Source organism: Methylobacterium nigriterrae, assembly GCF_037106235.1.
Lineage (GTDB): Bacteria > Pseudomonadota > Alphaproteobacteria > Rhizobiales > Beijerinckiaceae > Methylobacterium > Methylobacterium nigriterrae.
This window is the reverse complement of sequence record NZ_JBAWTG010000096.1, coordinates 1-17,477: the sequence shown is the minus strand read 5'-3', so window position 1 is coordinate 17,477 and position 17,477 is coordinate 1. Positions and strand designations below refer to the sequence as shown.

The 17,477-nt window shown below is 62.3% G+C and carries 16 protein-coding genes and 4 pseudogenes; 6 read left to right on the top strand and 14 right to left on the bottom strand.

Annotation, left to right across the window (positions count from 1 at the left end; genetic code table 11):
• A pseudogene (locus tag WDW90_RS27805) lies at positions 1-531 on the bottom strand (IS110 family RNA-guided transposase); the annotation flags it as partial.
• Positions 532-852: 321 nt separating this feature from the next.
• On the opposite strand from WDW90_RS27805, the pseudogene WDW90_RS27800 reads away from it, so the two are divergent.
• A pseudogene (locus WDW90_RS27800) lies at positions 853-1,050 on the top strand (IS3 family transposase); the annotation flags it as partial.
• Position 1,051: 1 nt separating this feature from the next.
• Here WDW90_RS27800 and WDW90_RS27795 read toward each other — a convergent pair.
• Together WDW90_RS27795 and irrA are read right to left on the bottom strand one after the other, a co-directional pair.
• Positions 1,052-1,282 (bottom strand): hypothetical protein, encoded by a 231-nt coding sequence (locus WDW90_RS27795; RefSeq protein WP_336490748.1) that lies wholly within the window; start codon positions 1,280-1,282, stop codon positions 1,052-1,054.
• Between the two features lie 227 nt (positions 1,283-1,509).
• A pseudogene (irrA, locus tag WDW90_RS27790) lies at positions 1,510-1,953 on the bottom strand (iron response transcriptional regulator IrrA); the annotation flags it as partial.
• A gap of 594 nt (positions 1,954-2,547) precedes the next feature.
• Here irrA and WDW90_RS27785 point away from each other — a divergent pair.
• Both WDW90_RS27785 and WDW90_RS27780 read left to right on the top strand, forming a co-directional pair.
• Positions 2,548-3,111 (top strand): Ros/MucR family transcriptional regulator, encoded by a 564-nt coding sequence (locus WDW90_RS27785; protein ID WP_336490747.1) that lies wholly within the window; start codon positions 2,548-2,550, stop codon positions 3,109-3,111.
• A gap of 226 nt (positions 3,112-3,337) precedes the next feature.
• On the top strand, positions 3,338-3,811 hold the full coding sequence (locus WDW90_RS27780) for a Ros/MucR family transcriptional regulator (protein ID WP_336490746.1): 474 nt from the start codon (positions 3,338-3,340) through the stop codon (positions 3,809-3,811).
• A 78-nt stretch (positions 3,812-3,889) separates the two neighbouring features.
• Here the strand turns inward: WDW90_RS27780 and WDW90_RS27775 are convergent, their stop codons facing one another.
• Positions 3,890-4,147, bottom strand: coding sequence for a hypothetical protein (locus tag WDW90_RS27775; RefSeq protein WP_336490745.1), 258 nt, complete (start codon positions 4,145-4,147; stop codon positions 3,890-3,892).
• Positions 4,148-4,313: 166 nt separating this feature from the next.
• Here WDW90_RS27775 and WDW90_RS27770 point away from each other — a divergent pair, with 166 nt between their 5' ends.
• Positions 4,314-4,469: a hypothetical protein gene (locus WDW90_RS27770; protein WP_336490744.1), complete on the top strand. Its 156-nt coding sequence runs from the start codon at positions 4,314-4,316 to the stop codon at positions 4,467-4,469.
• A 173-nt stretch (positions 4,470-4,642) separates the two neighbouring features.
• On the opposite strand, the gene WDW90_RS27765 is transcribed toward WDW90_RS27770, so the two are convergent.
• Positions 4,643-4,906 carry a hypothetical protein gene (locus WDW90_RS27765; protein WP_336490743.1) on the bottom strand — a complete coding sequence of 88 codons (264 nt, stop codon included), beginning with the start codon at positions 4,904-4,906 and terminating at the stop codon, positions 4,643-4,645.
• 173 nt (positions 4,907-5,079) lie between these two features.
• Here WDW90_RS27765 and WDW90_RS27760 point away from each other — a divergent pair, with 173 nt between their 5' ends.
• Positions 5,080-5,607, top strand: coding sequence for a hypothetical protein (locus tag WDW90_RS27760; RefSeq protein ID WP_336490742.1), 528 nt, complete (start codon positions 5,080-5,082; stop codon positions 5,605-5,607).
• Between the two features lie 649 nt (positions 5,608-6,256).
• On the opposite strand, the gene WDW90_RS27755 is transcribed toward WDW90_RS27760, so the two are convergent.
• Entirely contained in the window at positions 6,257-7,516 is a 1,260-nt protein-coding gene (locus tag WDW90_RS27755) for a DUF3644 domain-containing protein (protein ID WP_336490741.1), read from the bottom strand.
• A 136-nt stretch (positions 7,517-7,652) separates the two neighbouring features.
• Entirely contained in the window at positions 7,653-7,847 is a 195-nt protein-coding gene (locus WDW90_RS27750; RefSeq protein WP_336490740.1) for a hypothetical protein, read from the bottom strand.
• A 763-nt stretch (positions 7,848-8,610) separates the two neighbouring features.
• Between WDW90_RS27750 and WDW90_RS27745 the strand changes: the two genes are divergently transcribed.
• A complete protein-coding gene (locus WDW90_RS27745; protein WP_336490739.1) occupies positions 8,611-9,786 on the top strand; it encodes a hypothetical protein in 1,176 nt (391 codons plus the stop codon).
• Positions 9,787-10,271: 485 nt separating this feature from the next.
• Here the strand turns inward: WDW90_RS27745 and WDW90_RS27735 are convergent, their stop codons facing one another.
• The 7 genes and pseudogenes from WDW90_RS27735 to WDW90_RS27705 all read right to left on the bottom strand — a co-directional run.
• Positions 10,272-10,820, bottom strand: a complete 549-nt coding sequence (locus tag WDW90_RS27735; RefSeq protein WP_336490738.1) for a Ros/MucR family transcriptional regulator — start codon at positions 10,818-10,820, stop codon at positions 10,272-10,274.
• Between the two features lie 880 nt (positions 10,821-11,700).
• Complete coding sequence (locus tag WDW90_RS27730; RefSeq protein ID WP_336490737.1) at positions 11,701-11,928, bottom strand: hypothetical protein; 228 nt, start codon at positions 11,926-11,928, stop codon at positions 11,701-11,703.
• 769 nt (positions 11,929-12,697) lie between these two features.
• A complete protein-coding gene (locus tag WDW90_RS27725; protein WP_336490736.1) occupies positions 12,698-13,396 on the bottom strand; it encodes an alpha/beta fold hydrolase in 699 nt (232 codons plus the stop codon).
• Positions 13,397-14,247: 851 nt separating this feature from the next.
• On the bottom strand, positions 14,248-15,279 hold the full coding sequence (locus WDW90_RS27720; protein WP_336490735.1) for an extracellular solute-binding protein: 1,032 nt from the start codon (positions 15,277-15,279) through the stop codon (positions 14,248-14,250).
• 824 nt (positions 15,280-16,103) lie between these two features.
• Positions 16,104-16,442: a hypothetical protein gene (locus tag WDW90_RS27715; protein WP_336490734.1), complete on the bottom strand. Its 339-nt coding sequence runs from the start codon at positions 16,440-16,442 to the stop codon at positions 16,104-16,106.
• 47 nt (positions 16,443-16,489) lie between these two features.
• On the bottom strand, positions 16,490-16,759 hold the full coding sequence (locus WDW90_RS27710) for a hypothetical protein (RefSeq protein WP_336490733.1): 270 nt from the start codon (positions 16,757-16,759) through the stop codon (positions 16,490-16,492).
• A gap of 406 nt (positions 16,760-17,165) precedes the next feature.
• Positions 17,166-17,477, bottom strand: a pseudogene (locus WDW90_RS27705) (hypothetical protein); the annotation flags it as partial.

The window sequence follows — 17,477 nt, the reverse complement described above, 5'->3', positions numbered from 1 at the left end:
GCGCCGCTTGGGGCAGATCGGAGGCGGGATCCTCGAGGGCCGCAATGAGCTTGCAGGTATGGACCGGTCCTTTGGCGGCGATCACCCCGAACTCGGCCAGGTGACCGCGGAGCGCATTGATGGTTTGCGTGCGCTGGCGAACCAGCAGGTCCCGCGTGCGGAATACGATGGTGTCGGCCTGCTGGTTCGCGCTCTTGAGGGCCACGAAGCGCATGGTGGGACGCTGGGCAGCCTCACGAGAAGCGCTTCCGCATCGGCCATGTCATTCTTCTGGCGCTTGACGAACGGCTTCACGTACGCCGGCGCGATCAGCTTCACCGTGTGGCCGAGCTTGGCAATCTCGCGGCCCCAAAAGTGAGCGCTGCCACACGCTTCCAGGGCCACCGTGCAGGGCGGGAAGGTTGCAAGGAAGGTGAGAACCTGGCCGCGGCGCAGCTTCTTGCGAAAGACCACGGCGCCCGCGCTGTCAGCCCCATGGAGCTGAAAGATGTGCTTGGCGAGATCCAGTCCGACAGTGCTCACCTGGTTCATGGACGCCTCCTGGAGTGGGCTCTAACACCACCACTCTGGCACGCTGATGCCGTCGGGGGCGTCCACACCATCACGCCCCATGCACCTGACCAGATGCGATCCGGAACGCGACGGCGCGACCGGCACCATCGGCGATCATGCAAGCCTTGGTTCCCTAGCGACCACGCGAGCAGCTCAGCGTGCCAACTGCTCCGTCCCGCAGTGTGGTAAACGTCTGATGTCGCATGGAGGGACACGGCTCAGGGACACGTTATCCACGGCAGCGCCACGACGACTGACGCGATCGGTTGAGCAATGCAGGCTTGTCAAGGGCGCGTCAGAGCGGCCGCCAAGCGCTACCACTACGCCAGCCACGATGAGCTGCGTCAGCACCTGCAGCTGTTCGTGTAGGCCTACAACTACGGACGTCGGCTCAAGATCCTGCGTGGCCTCACACCCTACGAGTTCATCTGCCAAACTTGGACGAAAGAGCTCGAACGTTTCAGCCTCGATTCGTCACAGTACATGACGGGACCGAACATCAGCCACCATCGGACGCGCGTAGTTCCGCAAGGACGTCGACGAAGTAAGCTTTTACGCGCGCCCCGCTCGCCGCATCGCTGCATTGGATCACGCACTTCGCGGCAAGGTGAGCTTGGACGAGGCAGCGGAGCAGCTTCTCGCCGTTGATGCAAACCTCCCGCTCGCTGGCCGCGACCAGCACAGCTTCCCCATCACTGGATTGTACCGTCACGCGGTAATGCGGGCTCATCGTCGGGCGGCCTCGAGCTTCCATGGCCTCAACATGCATCGTCGGGATGCAATCTCAGCGAATGGCGAAGTAGGATCTGTTTTGTAATACGTTCCGGACTTTTCTGCGCATTACCGTATTGATCCTTCGCGGTCGACCTAGTCGGGGTCGCGGTGGGCCAAAGGTCGGGTAAGAGCGGGCGTTTGTGGCAAGGCGGTCACCTTTGCATTAGAAGACTGCGCCCGTGCGCCGGCAATCCTGCGGACGCGCACAACGACGTCGACATGAGTGATGCACATGCCTTCTGGGGGCTCGGGCAAATTCTCGATTGCAATCGCGCCCGCAGGGATGTCGAGCAGATCTTGGTCGTCCTCAACAAAGAAGTGTTGGTGGTCAGAAGTGTCGGTGTCGAAATAGAAACGATCCGCGTCGACTGAAACGTCGCGCAACAAGCCCGCATCGCGAAACTGATGGAGGGCGTTGTAAACGGTCGCAAGCGACAAATTCACCCCGACCGCCTTCGCCTTCCGATGCAATTCTTCGGCGCTGATGTGCTGATGTGGCCCATGGAACAGGATCTTAGCCAGCGCCACGCGCTGGCGGGTCGGTCGTAGGTTGGCTTTGCGCAAGACTGCCTCGAGACAGGGATACGGCGAGGTATAAGGGCCGAGGAATTTTGTGGGGACAGGCATGTGTCTTTCTCCACGTATGGCTGTCTGCGGCTTTATCCGCTCCTTCTGGCTGGCGCGGCCGCGACTGAACGGGGCCGAGGTCCGAATGTTCATGCTCCCCCTGTCGGGTCAAAACCAGACGGACGTTCCCGCCGTCGACACCGGGGATGTCGCCGACCAATTTTCGCGCCCAACTCACCATGCGAGACGCTTGAAGCACGCATGGGCAGCACTGCAACCGACCATGAACTACGGCCGAAACGGCGACTAATTAAAAGTCTTTATCTGACGATAGGTCCGTGTGTCGGACAGCTGGCCCAGCGGCAGCGCTCGTGATCGGCTCCAGCGGCGAGCAGTGCTGGGCTGGGGCGAAGCCGCACCTTGATTGCTCTCGGTGTCGTGCAGCTGCGACCGCGCAATGGTCTGAATGTGTCCCGATCGGCCGACCCACTGGGCAGATGCTCTGCCGGCAATCGCCTATCACACAAATTTCGCTGAAATTTCTGGATAACCCTGAATGGCGCTCCTGATTTCGAGCAACTTTGGCGTGCACCCCCTTGCTTTCGCAGGCCAAGCCGGTACGCGTTCAGCTATCGTGAAGCAGCGGAAACTACAATGTCCGGATCGGCAGAAAATACGCAGAACAACTTCGTCGAAATCACTGCCGATATCGTGTCGGCCTACCTCTCGAACAACTCTCTGCCTCCCTCCGAACTCCCAGGACTACTCGCGAGCGTTCATGCCTCGCTGATCGCAGCTGCCGCGGGCCCGGGACAAGCGAGCCAGAGCGTCGAGAAGGTGCCGGCTTCGCAGATCAAGAAATCGATCACCCCTGACTACCTGATCAGCTTCGAGGACGGAAAGCCGTACAAGACGCTGCGGCGCCACCTGACGCTGCGGGGGCTGACGGCCGAGGAGTATCGTGCCAAGTGGGGCCTGCCGGTCGACTACCCGATGACCGCTGCCAACTACTCCGCTCAGCGGTCTCGCCTCGCGCATGAGCTTGGCCTGGGGCAGCAGCGTCGAAAGACGTCTCCGAAGGTGGCCGACATGTCCGAATCCGTTGCAGACACTGCCAAGCCGAAGGGGGGCCGGCGGAAGGCGGCAGATGCGTCATCGGCCGGAGAAGCGCCTACCAAGGGGCGTGGCCGCCACAAGGCATCTGCGGTCGCCAAGTGAGGGACGTCCCCGCCGTATTACGCTGACCAAGGGGCAGCCTCCCGCGAGAGATGTGGCGCCACGTTTGCGGGCCCACATATCGTCGACGTTGACGTGGCGTTGCGTTGCGTAAGAGTGGTTGGCGATCGCTCCTACGAAATCGCAACGGTTGTGTATTAGTTGACATTTGGCCCTTGCTAACGCAAGCAGATGGGTTGAAGTACGTAGGGCCTATTAGGAGCCCCTCATGGAAACGGACGAAATAACTTCGATCGCGCCCACTCAAACGCTTGAGCAAGCTGCCGAGATCATCTCCGCCTATGTTTCGCGCAACCACGTGGCTCCGGCAGAACTTCCCGGCTTGATTGCCAGCGTCCACGCGGCGCTGAATGCGCTGGCGGCCGGCCCGTCCGCCGCGGCCCCGGCGGAGGAGGTCGAGAAGGCGACGCCCGCGCAGGTTCGCAAGTCGGTCACGCCGGACGCGCTGATCTCCTTCATCGACGGCAAGCCCTACAAGACGCTGAAGCGTCACCTGACCGGCCACGGGCTCGACCCCTACAGCTACCGCCAGCGCTACGGCCTGCCGGCCGACTACCCGATGGTGGCCGCCAACTACGCCGCTCAGCGCTCGGAACTCGCCAAGTCGATCGGCCTCGGGCGCCCAGGCGCTCAGGCTACGGTGGAGCAGCCCAAGGGCCGCACCCGACGCAACGCTGCCTGAGGAGTTGCGGCTCGCCCTGGCCATGGGGCGAGCCGCTATCACTCGTGCGCACCGGACCCATGGGATCGATGCTAAGCGTCAGAAGGGCCAGGCCATGTCCTCGCGCTTATCTGCCTCAGGCTCGTCCGCGAACTGCTCTCCCAGCGCGATCAGTTCGACGATCTCGTGAAGTGGCTGCGGCACGCGGATAGTCCGGCCCGCCGCCGTGATGAAGGTCTCGTTGCGCAGAATGTCGGTGTCGCTCAGCGCCTGCACGCTCGTCACGCGCAGGAGATGGCGGCAGCCGTCTCCGTCCTGCACTTGCAGGTAGTTCCCTACTCGCCGGACAGCGTCCATAGCAGTCTCCGATTGCGCGACGGGCAGCGGTAATGTCCGGCCGCCATTCGCTTTTTCCCACGGTGTCCGCATCGTTGCACAGGCTCAGGGCGAAACGCTCTGAGCAGGCTTGAGCCGCAGTCGGCGGCCTGTTTGTTCTTTCTATGTTCTAACAGGTGCGCTGGCAGTGTCGAATCAACAGGCTACTGAGATCCCGCCGTCGGAGGCGGATCGCATCGCCTTCGCCTACTGGGTGGCGGAGCGCGGCGATGTCTGGGCTGCGCTCGTGTGCGCGATCGAGGATGCCCTGCAGGATCTCGCCGAGGCCGGGCGGACATGCTGATCGCGGAACGCGACTGCGTCCACCTCGGATTGCCGACCACCGGATACGAGGGTGCGGTAGTAGTAGTTACGATCTTAGCCATCAGACGAGGGTCCCTCGTCAGAGCCCCTCCTTCTCGACGGTTTCCGAAGGTTGCCGAGGGCCGGGGCCACCGCCCCTAGAAGGGCTGCTCGTCAGGTCGCGGGGATCGTGAAGTCCGGGGCCTCGCAAAGACTGGACCTTGGCGCTGCCCCATTCCATCGGAGTGCGGCGAGCCCTGCACCCATGGCCGTGGTCTCGGCGACTGTCAGCCTCGGGTCGAGGAGGATCTCGTCGAACACCGCGTTCGCATCCAGCGCATAGCGGACAGTGCCATTGGCCCCCTTCGGCCCGGCGGCATTGGAGACCGACTGGTACATGATCCAGACCTCGCGCTCGTGCTCGAACGCCTCCCGCATAATGCAGAGAAGCTTGGCGAAGCCGTCTCCCTGGCCGCCGATGCTGACATCGGCAAACGTCAGCCGGCCCTATGTTTGGCTGACTCAGACATGTCGATAGCAGCGCCGGACATGACAAATGTGCCCGAATCAGTGCGGCCGCGCCTGTCGCGCTCACGTCGAGAGCGAGGGCGGTGATCAGCGAGGCGCCCTGCCATCACGTTCTTGAACTCGCTGCGCTCGGCACTCCCAGCGGCAGCTTAGCTATCGCTGCCAAGGCCAAGGCCCCGGATCAAATCTGCGATCAGGCCTCCCCTCCCGCTCGTCGGCGCGCCGCTGGAGCGCTGTTGATCGAGCCTTGGCGCTTCGCTGCTCATGCGATCCAGCGAAGCTTGACGTATGCGAACAGTGCTGTGCGCGACTTTTCTGCGCTGGCCGACCTCAGCTTTGTGACGGACGGCGCCGCGCGGAGCCATCTCGGCTGGCCGCGGCTGATCGACCACGGCATGCGTCGGGAGCGAGACGGCGGTATGCGGCGCCAGAAGCGCCGCCACTTCGGACACGGGCTTCGCCAGTCGGGGAGCATCGACGCGTCGCTCAGGCGGATCGACCCAAGCAGCCGCCGCAACAGGCGCGACTTCGCTTACCACGGGCTTGGCCGCAGCTTGCTGCCTCCCAAAGTTGCCAGGGTGCAAAATGCCCGCAGCGGCAACGAGCCCTAGCGAAGCAACAGCAGCCGAGGCGATGGTCGACTTGAAGTGTTCCATGCTCACAGAACGAACGGCCAAGGTAACCGTTCCGCTTGCTGTTGGGGCCGTACATTTCTGCTGGGGAAGGGGCGCGAGCGCTCCTTCTCGCAGGCTCGCCGCATGGAACACGGCGCCGAGCCCACACTTGATCCCAACCAATAGGAGGACGCGATGAGCCCAGCCGACATGCCAGCGCCTAACGGCGACCCGACGCCGATCGGCGATCCTTTGCCTGAGCCGCAGCCGCCTGAGGGCGATCCGTCGCCGAACCCGCCAGCGCCGCAGCCGCCCGGCCCGCTCCCATGAGCGACCTTGACGAGGTTGAAGAGCAACCACACGGTCTCGCCATCGCATGGTGGTGCCATGAATTGAAGTGCCGGCAGCGGCTGCCATTCCTCGGTTTCGTTCACCGGTCTGCCCTCTCGATCATCACGCCAGCCCGATCCGCGACGTCGCGGATTAACGCTGTGCCGCGTCCACCATAAAAGACAACGACCAGATCCAGGTTGCCCACGGACAGCAACTGGGCATTCCGGTGAGGACTGGCGGGGGCATCGTGGAAAATGGGGAAGCGGCTGCCGTGAGCACGGTTGCTCCTGAACCAGTTTCCCGACCCACATTTTTAATCGTGGGCAGGCGGAGCCGGAGGGGGTAAATCGCCATCTGCCGAAGGTTCGGGTTGATCCTCAGCAGGAAGGAGGTACGTTTCAACGCAGTGCTGCCTCACCGCATGCACCCAATTTTCATACCACCACCAATCATTAGGCTTGAGATATACACCGAATTTTTTGTTAGGCTTGCGAGCCTTTAGCTTCTTCCAAAGCAATGTATGTTGATGTGAATTGAAATGATGAAAGCCTTCATTATTCATCATTTTAATGATTTGCGCTGGCTTATATTTTGGCTTTTCGGTTTCTTTCATCAGCACCCGATGTACAGCCTCTCCTTCTGCAGTATCCGCTCTGATAAATCGTATAGCCTCCTCAGCACCACCAGCTCTGTTGGCTGCGACCTCTATGAACGCCACTCGATACGCATACCTAGGATCGTTCATCATTTGCGCGGCGAGTTTGCTCTCGTAATCGTGCTTCATCGCGAGAAGATGGGCCGGAAGATCCTTCTCCTTTAGAAGCGTGTTGCGCTGGTCGCGAGTAATAGTTGCAAACTGAAGTGAAAACGCGAGTTCGCGCTCAAGTCCGAATCTTGGTCCAGCCACATATTTTAGTGCCGAATTGAAATTCAGCGCGCAGGCTTGGAGACGAGAAGCAAAGCTCGCATCGATGCGATTCGTCATTTGGTGTTCGATCTCGTGTCGAACGACTATCAAGAAATTCAGATTGGCTTTAACCGCGTTGTCCAGGAAACATTTGGGGTGCTCGAGGCAGGTTTCGAGTGCCCACCGCCTCGGTGCTCCATATTTCGTTGTAATCGGCGCTCCGTCTTTTTCATAAACACACTCGATTTCTTCTTTTCTAAAGTAATAGTGCAATAAATACGTCGGTGCTATTATTGAGTTTACAATGAATATTTCGGTCTTAAAATATGATTTTGGATTATTATAGCCCTGAACCGCTTGAATCATTGCTTCTCTAGCTTTAAGAATCAGCTCGTCGCCGGATAAATGAGCGCCCGTTTCCCAGTCAACTTGCGGCCAATTCTCAAGAAATTCCTCTAGATCTTCGACGCTGGCGACTGTAATATTCGCGTGGCGTCTTCCCTCTCTAATCGCCAGGATGCGAGCGTGATTAATAGTGCGGCTCGGTCTCGTGAAATAGGCTTGGATCTCCTGATCGGCGTACTTGCCAGACGCCGCCATCGCCTTGATCAATGCGACTTCCCAGGGCTCAAGTTTGTTGGCCGGATTCCGCTTCCCTGTTGCCATCGTTCATATGCCGCTTTGAACAGACTCACCTTGTTTCGGAGTCTCGTACGGCATATGCACTAAGGCTTCGCTACTGAGCTGGGCGCCGAATAACTGCGCCCAGACAGCGCAGACGTTCAAGCGACAAGGCAAGTTTTCAAACCAGGATCTTCGTCGGCTCGAGCTGCGCATCAACGAGGTTCATCACGTCCTGAGGCGTGGCATTTCGCAAGCGTTGGTCCGAGGTGGACATCGGCTTGATCGCCCTATCCAGCTGCTGCACGACGCGATCGCCGTCGGGGCGGAGCTGGTACCGTCCGGTCAAGTGATTGCGGCGTTCATGCACAGGCATCTTGCGCCTCCTGGCTCTTCCGAGCCGTCTCCACGGCCAGCGCCCGCGCACTCTCGGTGAAAGCACCAAGCGTGGCATCGAGCTCGTCCTCGCCGTGCCGCAGGAGCACCGCGGAGAGGAGACGGCCGGCGTTAAGGCCGAGCGCGCCGATAGCTTCTCTGAGAGCGCGCTCATCGTTGTTTAGGAGCCGGCCGTCCTGCTCGTAAAGCCACGCTGGGACTCGAGCACAGGACCTACAGATAAAAAACTTTCGGTCCACACATCCCGGGCCCGCAACCTTGGCCGTTATACCCGTGACAAGCAAAATAGCTTGACTAGAGCTTAAATTCCTATTACAAGGGGCTGCACGGGCGGCGCTCGTTGCTTTCTGCCAGTAAGCCATTCGGGTGCGGCTGGCGGCAATGCGGCCACCGGAAAAGCTCGCCGCAAATGCCCTCATGATCATTGGCGGGCTGATGCCGGCCGCCTCAAGGGGAGCCTCCTGGCTCCCTGTTCATTTTCGGAGACACGTCGTGACTCATCAGATCGGAGAAGCCGACTCTCATTTCGGATCCTCGACCTCGCAACCGGCCCAAGCAGCAGCACTCCAGGAGGAGCACGAGCGCCTTCAGGTCCTCTGCCAGCGGCTGGAGGCGGCCGCTGCGGCCCTGCTCCGGCTGCGCGACAAGCTGCAGGCACAAGTGTCCGAGTGGCAGGAACCTCACCAAGAACGAGTGAACGGGGGCACCGGGGCGGGCGACCCCGGGAGTGAGGAGGATGGAAGGTGAGCCCCGTCCGCGGCCCTCATCGCAAGCCCACCCGCTCACAGCAGCAGGCAATCGCGTTTGCCGAGCGCCTGATCCTGCAAGTCTGCCGCGCCTCACCCGATCCCACCTACCTGCAACGCTTGCGGACCAACCTGACGAGGCAGGGGATCCGGGCGGCAGTGGCCGAGCACAACACCCCCGCTTTGTTCGATTGGCTCATGGAGGTGGTGAGCTACCAGGGCATCTCGGACAGCATCGCGTGGTCCTACATGGAGCAGCACGGGCGCGTCACCTGGGCCGAGATCGACGCGGCCTTCGCGCGCTGTCCCTCCTGCCCGAAGCTCGCGAGCTTCGACGATTTCTGGGGCTGCGGCTATCGCAAGGCCACTCACACCTGTGCGCGTCCGGATCATCGCCCGGCCTGCTCCCTTCCCTCGCACCCGCTCCGCAAGGGGGCGCTGAACCAAGCCGCCTATTCCCTGTACCTATTCCTGCGGGACCGGTGCCGCGGTGACCTCGTAGCCTGGATCGACGAGCGGCTGCTCGAAGCCGACCTTCGCGGCGCACCAAATCGCCCCGCGCAGCTGAGGCAAGCCCTCCTGGACCTGCTGATCGCGGTGCAGGGCGTCGGACCCAAGGTCCTCTCGATGGCTCTCTCCGACCTTCTGCTGGGGGCCGACCCAAAGCGGGAGCGGTGGGTGACCACCGGCGCCAGCCTGATCGTGGTAGACACGCTGGTGCACAATTGGATGCACCGAACTGGGACCTTACGCCGTCTCCGGTCCAAACACGCCTACGGCCCAGCCTGCTACCGACCGGGCGGATGTGCCACGATCATTGAAGCTGTCGCCAGCCGGATCGACGCCCGGCAATTTGGCGCCTCGTTCCCCGCCACCTTCCCACGCTACCTTCAGAAGGCGATCTGGCAGTTCTGCGCCGAGAGCGGGCGGAACGTCTGCAATGGCAACCAGATCGACGACAGCCACCCATGCGCGAACCGAACCTGCTGTCTGTCAGGACGATGCCGCCGCGTCGCTCTCCGACCAGCCCTCAACGTAATGGAGCGTCCGGAGGCGCCCCAGTTACGCTCGCCTGCAGCCGAGCTCAGTAGCCGTAGTAGTAGGGGCCGGGAGCATAGTAGCCGTAAGCCGGAGCCGGATAGTAGTAGCGGGGGGCCTGAGAGGCGACGATAGCGCCACCGACGATCCCGAGAGCCGCGCCAGCCGCCAGTGCGCCGCCGACTCCTGGACCGCGACGGTAGCCGTAGTGGCGATAGCCGCCGTAATAACCATAGCCGCCCCGGTAGCCCGGACGCGCTTCGGCAGCGGGGGCGATGAGCAAGGAGCCTGCGAAGGCTGCTGCGAGTGCTGAGAGAGCCAACTTCCTCACGGTCTTCTCCATTGCCTGGTTCAGGGCATCACATAGCGTGGCCGCAATGAACCGACCCTGAATCTCTCAACGCAAACCCGACAAGGCACCTTCCCGGCGGTAGATCAGAGGCAGATTGTTCGCTGGCATTGCGACACGCTCGACCAACTGCCATCCCTGCGCGAGGGCGGCCTCGGCCGATGCCGCTGCGCAGTTCAGTTTCTAAGCTGGGGACCGCGGGGACGCGAGGAAAGCATCACAAGGCTACCGCGTGCTTCACCGACCTTCCGGCGCACGGGTCAAGGATCCACTACCAACTGACGCTGTCGTCGCCCTCAAACGGCTCGCGCGTGATCGTGTCGGCAAAATCGTCTGCCTGCGGCAACTCGGCAGCCATCTGCTCGGACGTGTCTGCCTGCTCGGCTGGATGAGGCTCGGTGCTCGGGTCGTCCCGGCGCAGCTTGCCTAGCCCAAATGAGCGGGCAAGCTCTGCACGCTGGGCCGAGTAGCCGGAGGCGACCATCGGGTAGTCCGCGGGTAGGCCCCACTTGGCGCGGTACTCTTCCGCCGTCAGGCCGCGTCCCATGAGGTGCCGCCGCAGGGTCTTGTAGCGCTTCCCATCCTCGAAGCTGACAAGGTAATCGGGCGTGATCGAGCGCTTGATCTCCGAAGCCGTCAGCTTCCGCATGGGCGCAGGCTCGGTGGAACTGCCAGTGGCCAAGGCCGAGAGCTTGGCATGCACGCTCTGGATCAAGCGGGGCAGATCACTCGGCTGGACATGATTGTGACTGAGGTACGCCGAAACGATCTCGGCGGTTCGAGTCACAAACGCATTCGGCTCGGGATCTGTGGCGGACATGCGAAACCTGCACGGTGGTGGTCGTCAGGTCCGGACATACCACCACAACCAGCGGGTGCAAGGTCACCAGCAGGCGCGCGGCAGCCGTCGCTTCCAGCGCTCGCCCCGGCGCAACTCTGGATGGTGCTGGTTTCGATCACGACGATCCGGGCGAGGTGGCATCGCCGGGGCAGTGATAGCCTGAAGGGGTTCAGGGCTCGCAGGTTCGCCGAGAGCCGGAAGGGGCGCTGCTGGCCGCTCTGAGGCGGGCCGCACGAGGCGATCTGACGTTTCTGCCACAACGGGTCGGGATCGGGGCTTCCGTGCAACCTTGATGACACTCAGGTTACGCGCGAGTTCTCCTGGTGCCTGCTCCCGCGGCTCAGGCTCGCTGGGTACATACAGCGGCACAAGAGCCGGGAGCACACGGCGCGCGGGCTCCTGCGCTGCTGCCTTCGATACTTCTACGGCGGCAGAGGAGCGGGGTTGGACCTCGGCTGCGGTTGGCTTCGCCTCGGCTTCGAGCGCCACTCCGTGCCAGAGACTCGGACCAGAACGTGTGCGGGTGAAGGTGTCGGCGAGGGGTGAACGCGATGAGCGGGTGGATTTCACCTCCACCACGAAGGGACGAGCGCTGCGGCGCTTCATGTATCTGCAATCCTGAGAGAATAGGCGGTTGAACCTCAGCTTGAGGCTCCGCTGGCCGATAGATAGGCGCTCCTCGTGCGCCTGTCGAGTATTATCTGGCACAAAAACGTAAACACTTGGATAGTCTCACGTGTGCAGAGTTAAGCGCAAAAGGCTTAATCCGCCGAGAGTGGATCGCCTAACGCGAATGCCAGAGCAGCGCCCTGTCACTTTCCTTAGATCATCATTACCACGAGCGCTCTGGGTGGAGCGGTCAGCCCGGCGAGTGCACAAACTGATGCGGCAGGACAGCTGTGGTGCTCGACGGCTCCCCGCCTGCCGGGGCGGCAGAACTGGAAGCCAAACGCGAGGCGGCAAAATGCATCCCCACCACGGGAGCGAAGACCAGCGCCATCATCAGGATGACGACAGCCGCGCTACGGTCACGGCGTGCGGCAGGGGCACGGGCCTTGGCAGGCCGAAACAGGTGCAAGAGGGTCATGGCTTACCTCGGATCTGACCAGCCGCCGTGGGCCGGTCAGGGGCAAGCCGGATCAGACGATCAGGCGCGCGTCCCGCAAGCAGCCAGGGGCAACATGGTCCAGCGACTACTGTCGTCAGGCATTAGGGAGCAGGTTCCTGTGTGGTGTAGGGCAGGACTAAGGCCAAGCCCCGCCGTTCGTTGAGTAACGCCGACCGAGCGGCGTCCGTCAATCTTCAACGCGCGAGGTGTCGAAAGGGATGCGCAACAAAAGCGAAGTGTTGCGCGGGCGGAGCAAAGCACGACGCGGCTGAGCCCCCATTGGGGCAGTTGTACGAGGATCATTCTGGGGCTGGGCGGCCATTCGCCAGGAAAATTGGCCGTTAGCCTTCGAAGAACGCGTCTGTCACGTACGATGCCGCGAACCGAATTGGGAAGTCTATCGGCCCGCCTTCTTCCGCTTTGAGGTGCGTCGCTTCTTCGGTGCGGGCTGGGCTCGACCCAGAGTAGACGAACGCGCCACCTCCTTCATCATAGCCTTCTGCTGACGGTGCATCTCCGCGGTCCAGAAGCCGCGGGCGGCTCCAGCGGCGCTGTTGGCAGCACTCATCCACAGGCTTAGCCAAGGGTTCTTCATAGCGCTCTCCTGCCGTTGGCAGGCAACGACCCATGTCCGCGAGTGTTCCGAGCTCATTGGGACGCAAGCTGCGCAAGGCCGTGAGCTCAGACGCTCACTTCTGCGGGCCGGAGGAGAAGGCTTGCGATCTCTTCGCACGTGAGATCTGCCCCGCTAACCGATGCTCATAAGCATGCGCGCAAGCTCCGCCGGGGCAGTCACCATGGCGTCGTGACCCGTCGCGATCTCCCACCAGTTCCACCCCTGCTGCCGCACCCATTGCCGTGCCCCCTCCAGCGCCGCGTAGCTCGGGCTCGTGCAGGCGATGTAGGTGCAGGGCCTGCCATTCCCGACTGGATGGTCGAGCTGCAAGGGGCTTTCATAGGTGCTGACCGGATGCGGTGTGAGATGGCGGCGGACCCAGGCTGCCCTCGGGTGATCTTCCGGAATGCCGAAGGCGGACACGGGCGGAGCCGGGATGGCGATATCTTGCCCCTGCTCCCTCACGAGCTTTCGGCGGGCTGCCACAACGTCAGGCGCAAGCACGCTGAATGGGCTCTGGCCGCTCTCAATGATCAGGCTGTCGAGGAAGACGAGGTGCCGCATGCGATCGGGCTTCCGGTCAGCCACTCCGGAGATCACCGCTCCGCCGAAGCTGTGCCCTACCAGGATGATGTCGGCCAGTTCCTCCGCCTCGATCAGGCTCCCGATATCCGTGATGAAGGTGTCGAGGGTGATCTCGGGCGAGAGGAGGTGTTTGGACTGACCGAGGCCCGTCTGGGTCCGCGTGAAGACCCGATGCCCTGCGGCGGTCAGGATGTCGGAAACGTACCGCCAACACCAGCCGCCATGCCAAGCGCCGTGAACGAGCACATAGGTCTTTCCGAGACTCGGCTCGCCAGGAGCGGGTTCAGATGCGCTGGCCGCAGGCGCGCCATCCGCGGCCGGGACTCCTGATCGACCGCCCACGATAATCCTCTCTGGCGCTCCCGACGCAGATTGCGCCCGCATCCCGATCGGCGCAGCGTAGACGATTACCCTACCCTTGTGATCGGCTGCCAAAACTCCGTGGGGCCATCGTCAAGCGGCGGGCATGAGCTAGGACGCTCCGGGCCGCCGCCCTAGCGTTTGCGGCCCGAAATTCGCCCTTGGGTGCACCGTCGCGCAGCGCCGATTGAGCCAGAGCGCGGAAACGTGTTGCGTCGGCATGAGCCTGTGCGCGGATCTCCTCCGCCGAACGGCTCGTACTGCGAACACCGGGTCGGAGAAGGGCTGGAACCGTCATCGCTCGCCCTCCGGCTTAGCAGATCACCGTCGCCGTGCTCCGGCACGGTCTGCCCATAGCCCGTCCGGCCATGGTGACGATTCTGCCAGGTTCGGCGGTCTGCTTCGCGGCGGCTCGACGTCTGAGCCCTTTGCACAGCCGATCAACGACGAAGAAGCATCGCGCCACTAAGCGTTCCCTCACATCAGCGAAGTCGGGAGTGTTCCGCCGTCGCAAATGCGCGGCGAATCGGTAAGCTTGACCGTAGTAGCCAGCAGGACGTCATAAAGCAACGTTGTCGCGGCAATCGGAAAATGTACATCCCTATACGTTCGTTCGGGAGCTGATGTTTCGCTGGAAGGCGGATGTGGCGTGATCGCAGTAGCTTGCTCCTCTTACGGAGATACCAGCCCATTATTATGGGAGATGACAGGAAGGTGGACCGCGGCGGACAGCAGTGTCACTGACGCGGTGCAGATTTGGCCTCGTACCGCCTCGTCCACTCAGCGACGATGCGCTCGCGGTTTTCTGCCATCCAGACCAGATCACTCCGGGCCATCCGCGCTTCGGCATGGGGCAGCGCCATGGCCTCTGGGGGGCTCACGTCTGAGCGGGCCACAACCGAGTAGCTTTGCGCATAGATCTCGTTGGCCTCACGTGTGGCTGCCCAATCGGCGATGCGTCGTGCAATTGCCTGGTGCGGTGAGCTCTTGAGGATCGCGAATGCCTCAAGATCCCAGCCGACCTTATCGACGGGCACGAAGCTGGCGATGGGCGCACCCTTTGCCCTCTCGACAGCCGCGCGCATGTCCAAGCCGAGGCCGAGCAGATGGTGCCCCTGGGCGACTTTCAAGCAGGGTGCCGAGCCCGTGTGCTGATAGGAGGCGACGTTCTCGTGCAAGGCATCCATGAAGTCCCAGCCGCGTTCCTCGCCCATGCTCTGCAGCCAGCCGGCCACGAGGCCGTAGCCGGTTCCCGAGGATCCGGGATGTGCCATGACGATCCGGCCCTTGAAACGGGAGGCGGTGAGGTCCTGCCAGCGGAGAGGGGCTGATACCCGCTCGGCGCTGGCCTGAGCGGTATTCATGCAGATCACCGGGAAGTACACGTCCATTCCGGTGAAGCTGTAGGGCGGAGCCGGATCGAGAAAGGACGACCTGAGCTCCTCGATCCGGGCCGGTTTGTATTCGGCCAGGAGGTCGGCCTTCTTGAGCACGACCATGCTGGAGGCCGCAAGGCCCACGATCAGGTCGGCCTTAGGGCTGCCCCGCTCGGCGAGAACGCGGTCTGTGACAATTCCGGTTGAAGCGCGAACCCAGTCGATGTCGGCCTCTGGGGCGACCCGTGCCACAGCGGCGGTCATGGCGGAGACCTGCTCCCTCTGACTGGCCGTGTAGATGGTCAACCGCGGCCTGTCTGCCGAGGTAGTCGGCGTGGCAGCAAGGACGTACACCAGCGACCAGCATGCGAGAAAGACGAGTCTGATGACCATGAACAGGCGCTTCTAAGGCCGGCGAGCTTACCGGCAGAGTGATCTACCAGTATCCTGGAGACTGGACACCTGCTCAGGGATTGCCGAAGCCGGTCGGCCCCTCAGCAGCGTGGGTGAGCTTCGCCGATCCGTCCTTGGATCTCGCGCACCCGCCACCTTCCCGCGTTACTGCAGGAGGCGATCTGGCACTTCTGCCCCGAGGGCGGCCAGGGTGTCTGCAACGGCAACTGGATCGACGACCGAGGGCGATGCAACCGGGTCGAGTGGCCTCTGTTCCGGGGTTGCGGTCGGGTGCCGCTGAGGCCGGGCCGGAGCCAAGGTGGCGTCACCTGAAGACAAAAGGCGGGGGGCGGACGCTCAGCGGACGAGGTGTCGATCATTCGAGCGCTGCTCATCCGGGGAGAGCCAACGCGGAACTCTTCCCGACGAGCTGGGCGAAGCCAAAGGCGCTGGAAAGGACCGGGCCTCTCCGCATCACGCAGACATAGTTGCCCTCAGAGGTTGCGCTACAGCCTCTCAGCCCAGCAGCCGAGCAAATGCTCCGCGACGAGCAGGTCCTCTTAAGGTTCTGTCACTTGCCGCTTCAGTTCACTCTTTTCGGTCCAGAGGTGGAGCACAAAATCTTCCGGCGCAGTGTCTAGGTGCCCGAACCTGCTGATGTCGTGGCCGCCGCTTCTGGGTCAGCTTGTTCCTCCTGAGCGGACCATCGAGGCGGCCATGCGGAAGGTCCGGAAGGGGTCAAGAGTTTGCATTCCCGCTGCCTCACGACCGGCGCAGCGCAGTAAGCCGGTCGTTCCGCGGCCATTGAGGTGTAAGGTGGCCACTCAATGATTGGCTGGTTCCTGCGCTTCCCACGTGAGCGTGCCGTCGCCTCCGTCGTCCACGGTGCCAGCGGCAGGTTCGTCAGAACAGAGCCTGGAGAGTTTGCGCGCGTCCTCGACCATGTAGATGATCTCGCTCAAACGGCTCATCACGCTGGGCGAAAGCGCCTGCTTTTTGAAGGCCATCATGCTGACCTCCTTTAAGTCAGCGGCAGCATCGGTAAGAAGCACTAAGGCTGCTGAAAGCGGCTCGTCTGCTCGCAGCCAAAGATCGTGCTTGTCGATGATCTCCTCCGCCCACTCCGGTACGCCGGATTCACCGATGAATTCGTTGTCGTTCATTTCACTGCTCCAGTTCACGCACGCGCCAGCCCGACGTGCCCGAATTTTTACGCCGGCATAATCAGCGGCCGCCGCACACGGAGGCCACGAGCGAATGTGCTGTTCCAGAAGCGGCTACGTTCCGCATAGCAGAGGTCGACGGAGATACCGAGTTCCCGGCTGCCGCGTTCGGTCGTGACCAGATGAAGCTGCTGCTTCTTGTATTCCTCGAAGAGGCCACTGCGGTGCAGCTGGCCCGTCCGAAAGCCAATCAGCGCGGCATCCTGGTATGTGGGGGAGCTGATCGAGCCGTAGCACTCGGCTAAGAACCGGAACAAGCTTGATCCAAGCTTCCTCCAAGCTCTCGCCATTCTCAAGCACACGAAGTGCCAGCTCGGCAGCCTCCGTCAGCGTCGCCGGATAGTCCTTCATTGGGCCGAGCTTTTCAAGGCGCTCTACGATCCAGGAATAGAAGCAGTAGTCGTCGGTGATCTCTGCGGGCATGGTGCAAGTCTCCTGAGTACGAGTCGCCCCTAACGTCACGGGGGCGCAGAGCGACGAGCCGGAATGCTGGGCGGCAGTCGGCTGCGCTGGTACTTTACCAAGTGTGATTAGAGCCAAATTTGGCGGCAGTTGCCGAGGACACACGTCCAATCCGCCACAGTTCGGCAGACGCAGCACTTCTTGGTGGAAGCAAACTGAGCGGCGTCGGGTGTGCTGAACGCTCGGCGTTCACATCCAATGCTACTCGATGTCCGTCGAGCGGCCGGATGTTGCCTTCTTCCGGAGGGCGGCCGCTATCGTCCGCTCCAGCCGTGCCCGAGGCTTCGGCGGGCCGTCGCACCAGACGGTGCCCCGCGTGCTCGACCAGTTGAGGCCCGCACGATCTTCGCAGCGGTAGCGCCAGACACCGTTTGGAAACTCCTGCCACTCCCCGTAGACCCCAGTGAGGAGGACTACGGCCTGTTCGGCCTTGAACGTGTTCCGTTTGCGGGCGTTTTGCTCCTCCTGACTGGGAGGAGCGATGCTGGACGACGTGGAATGGAGAAAGCTGGA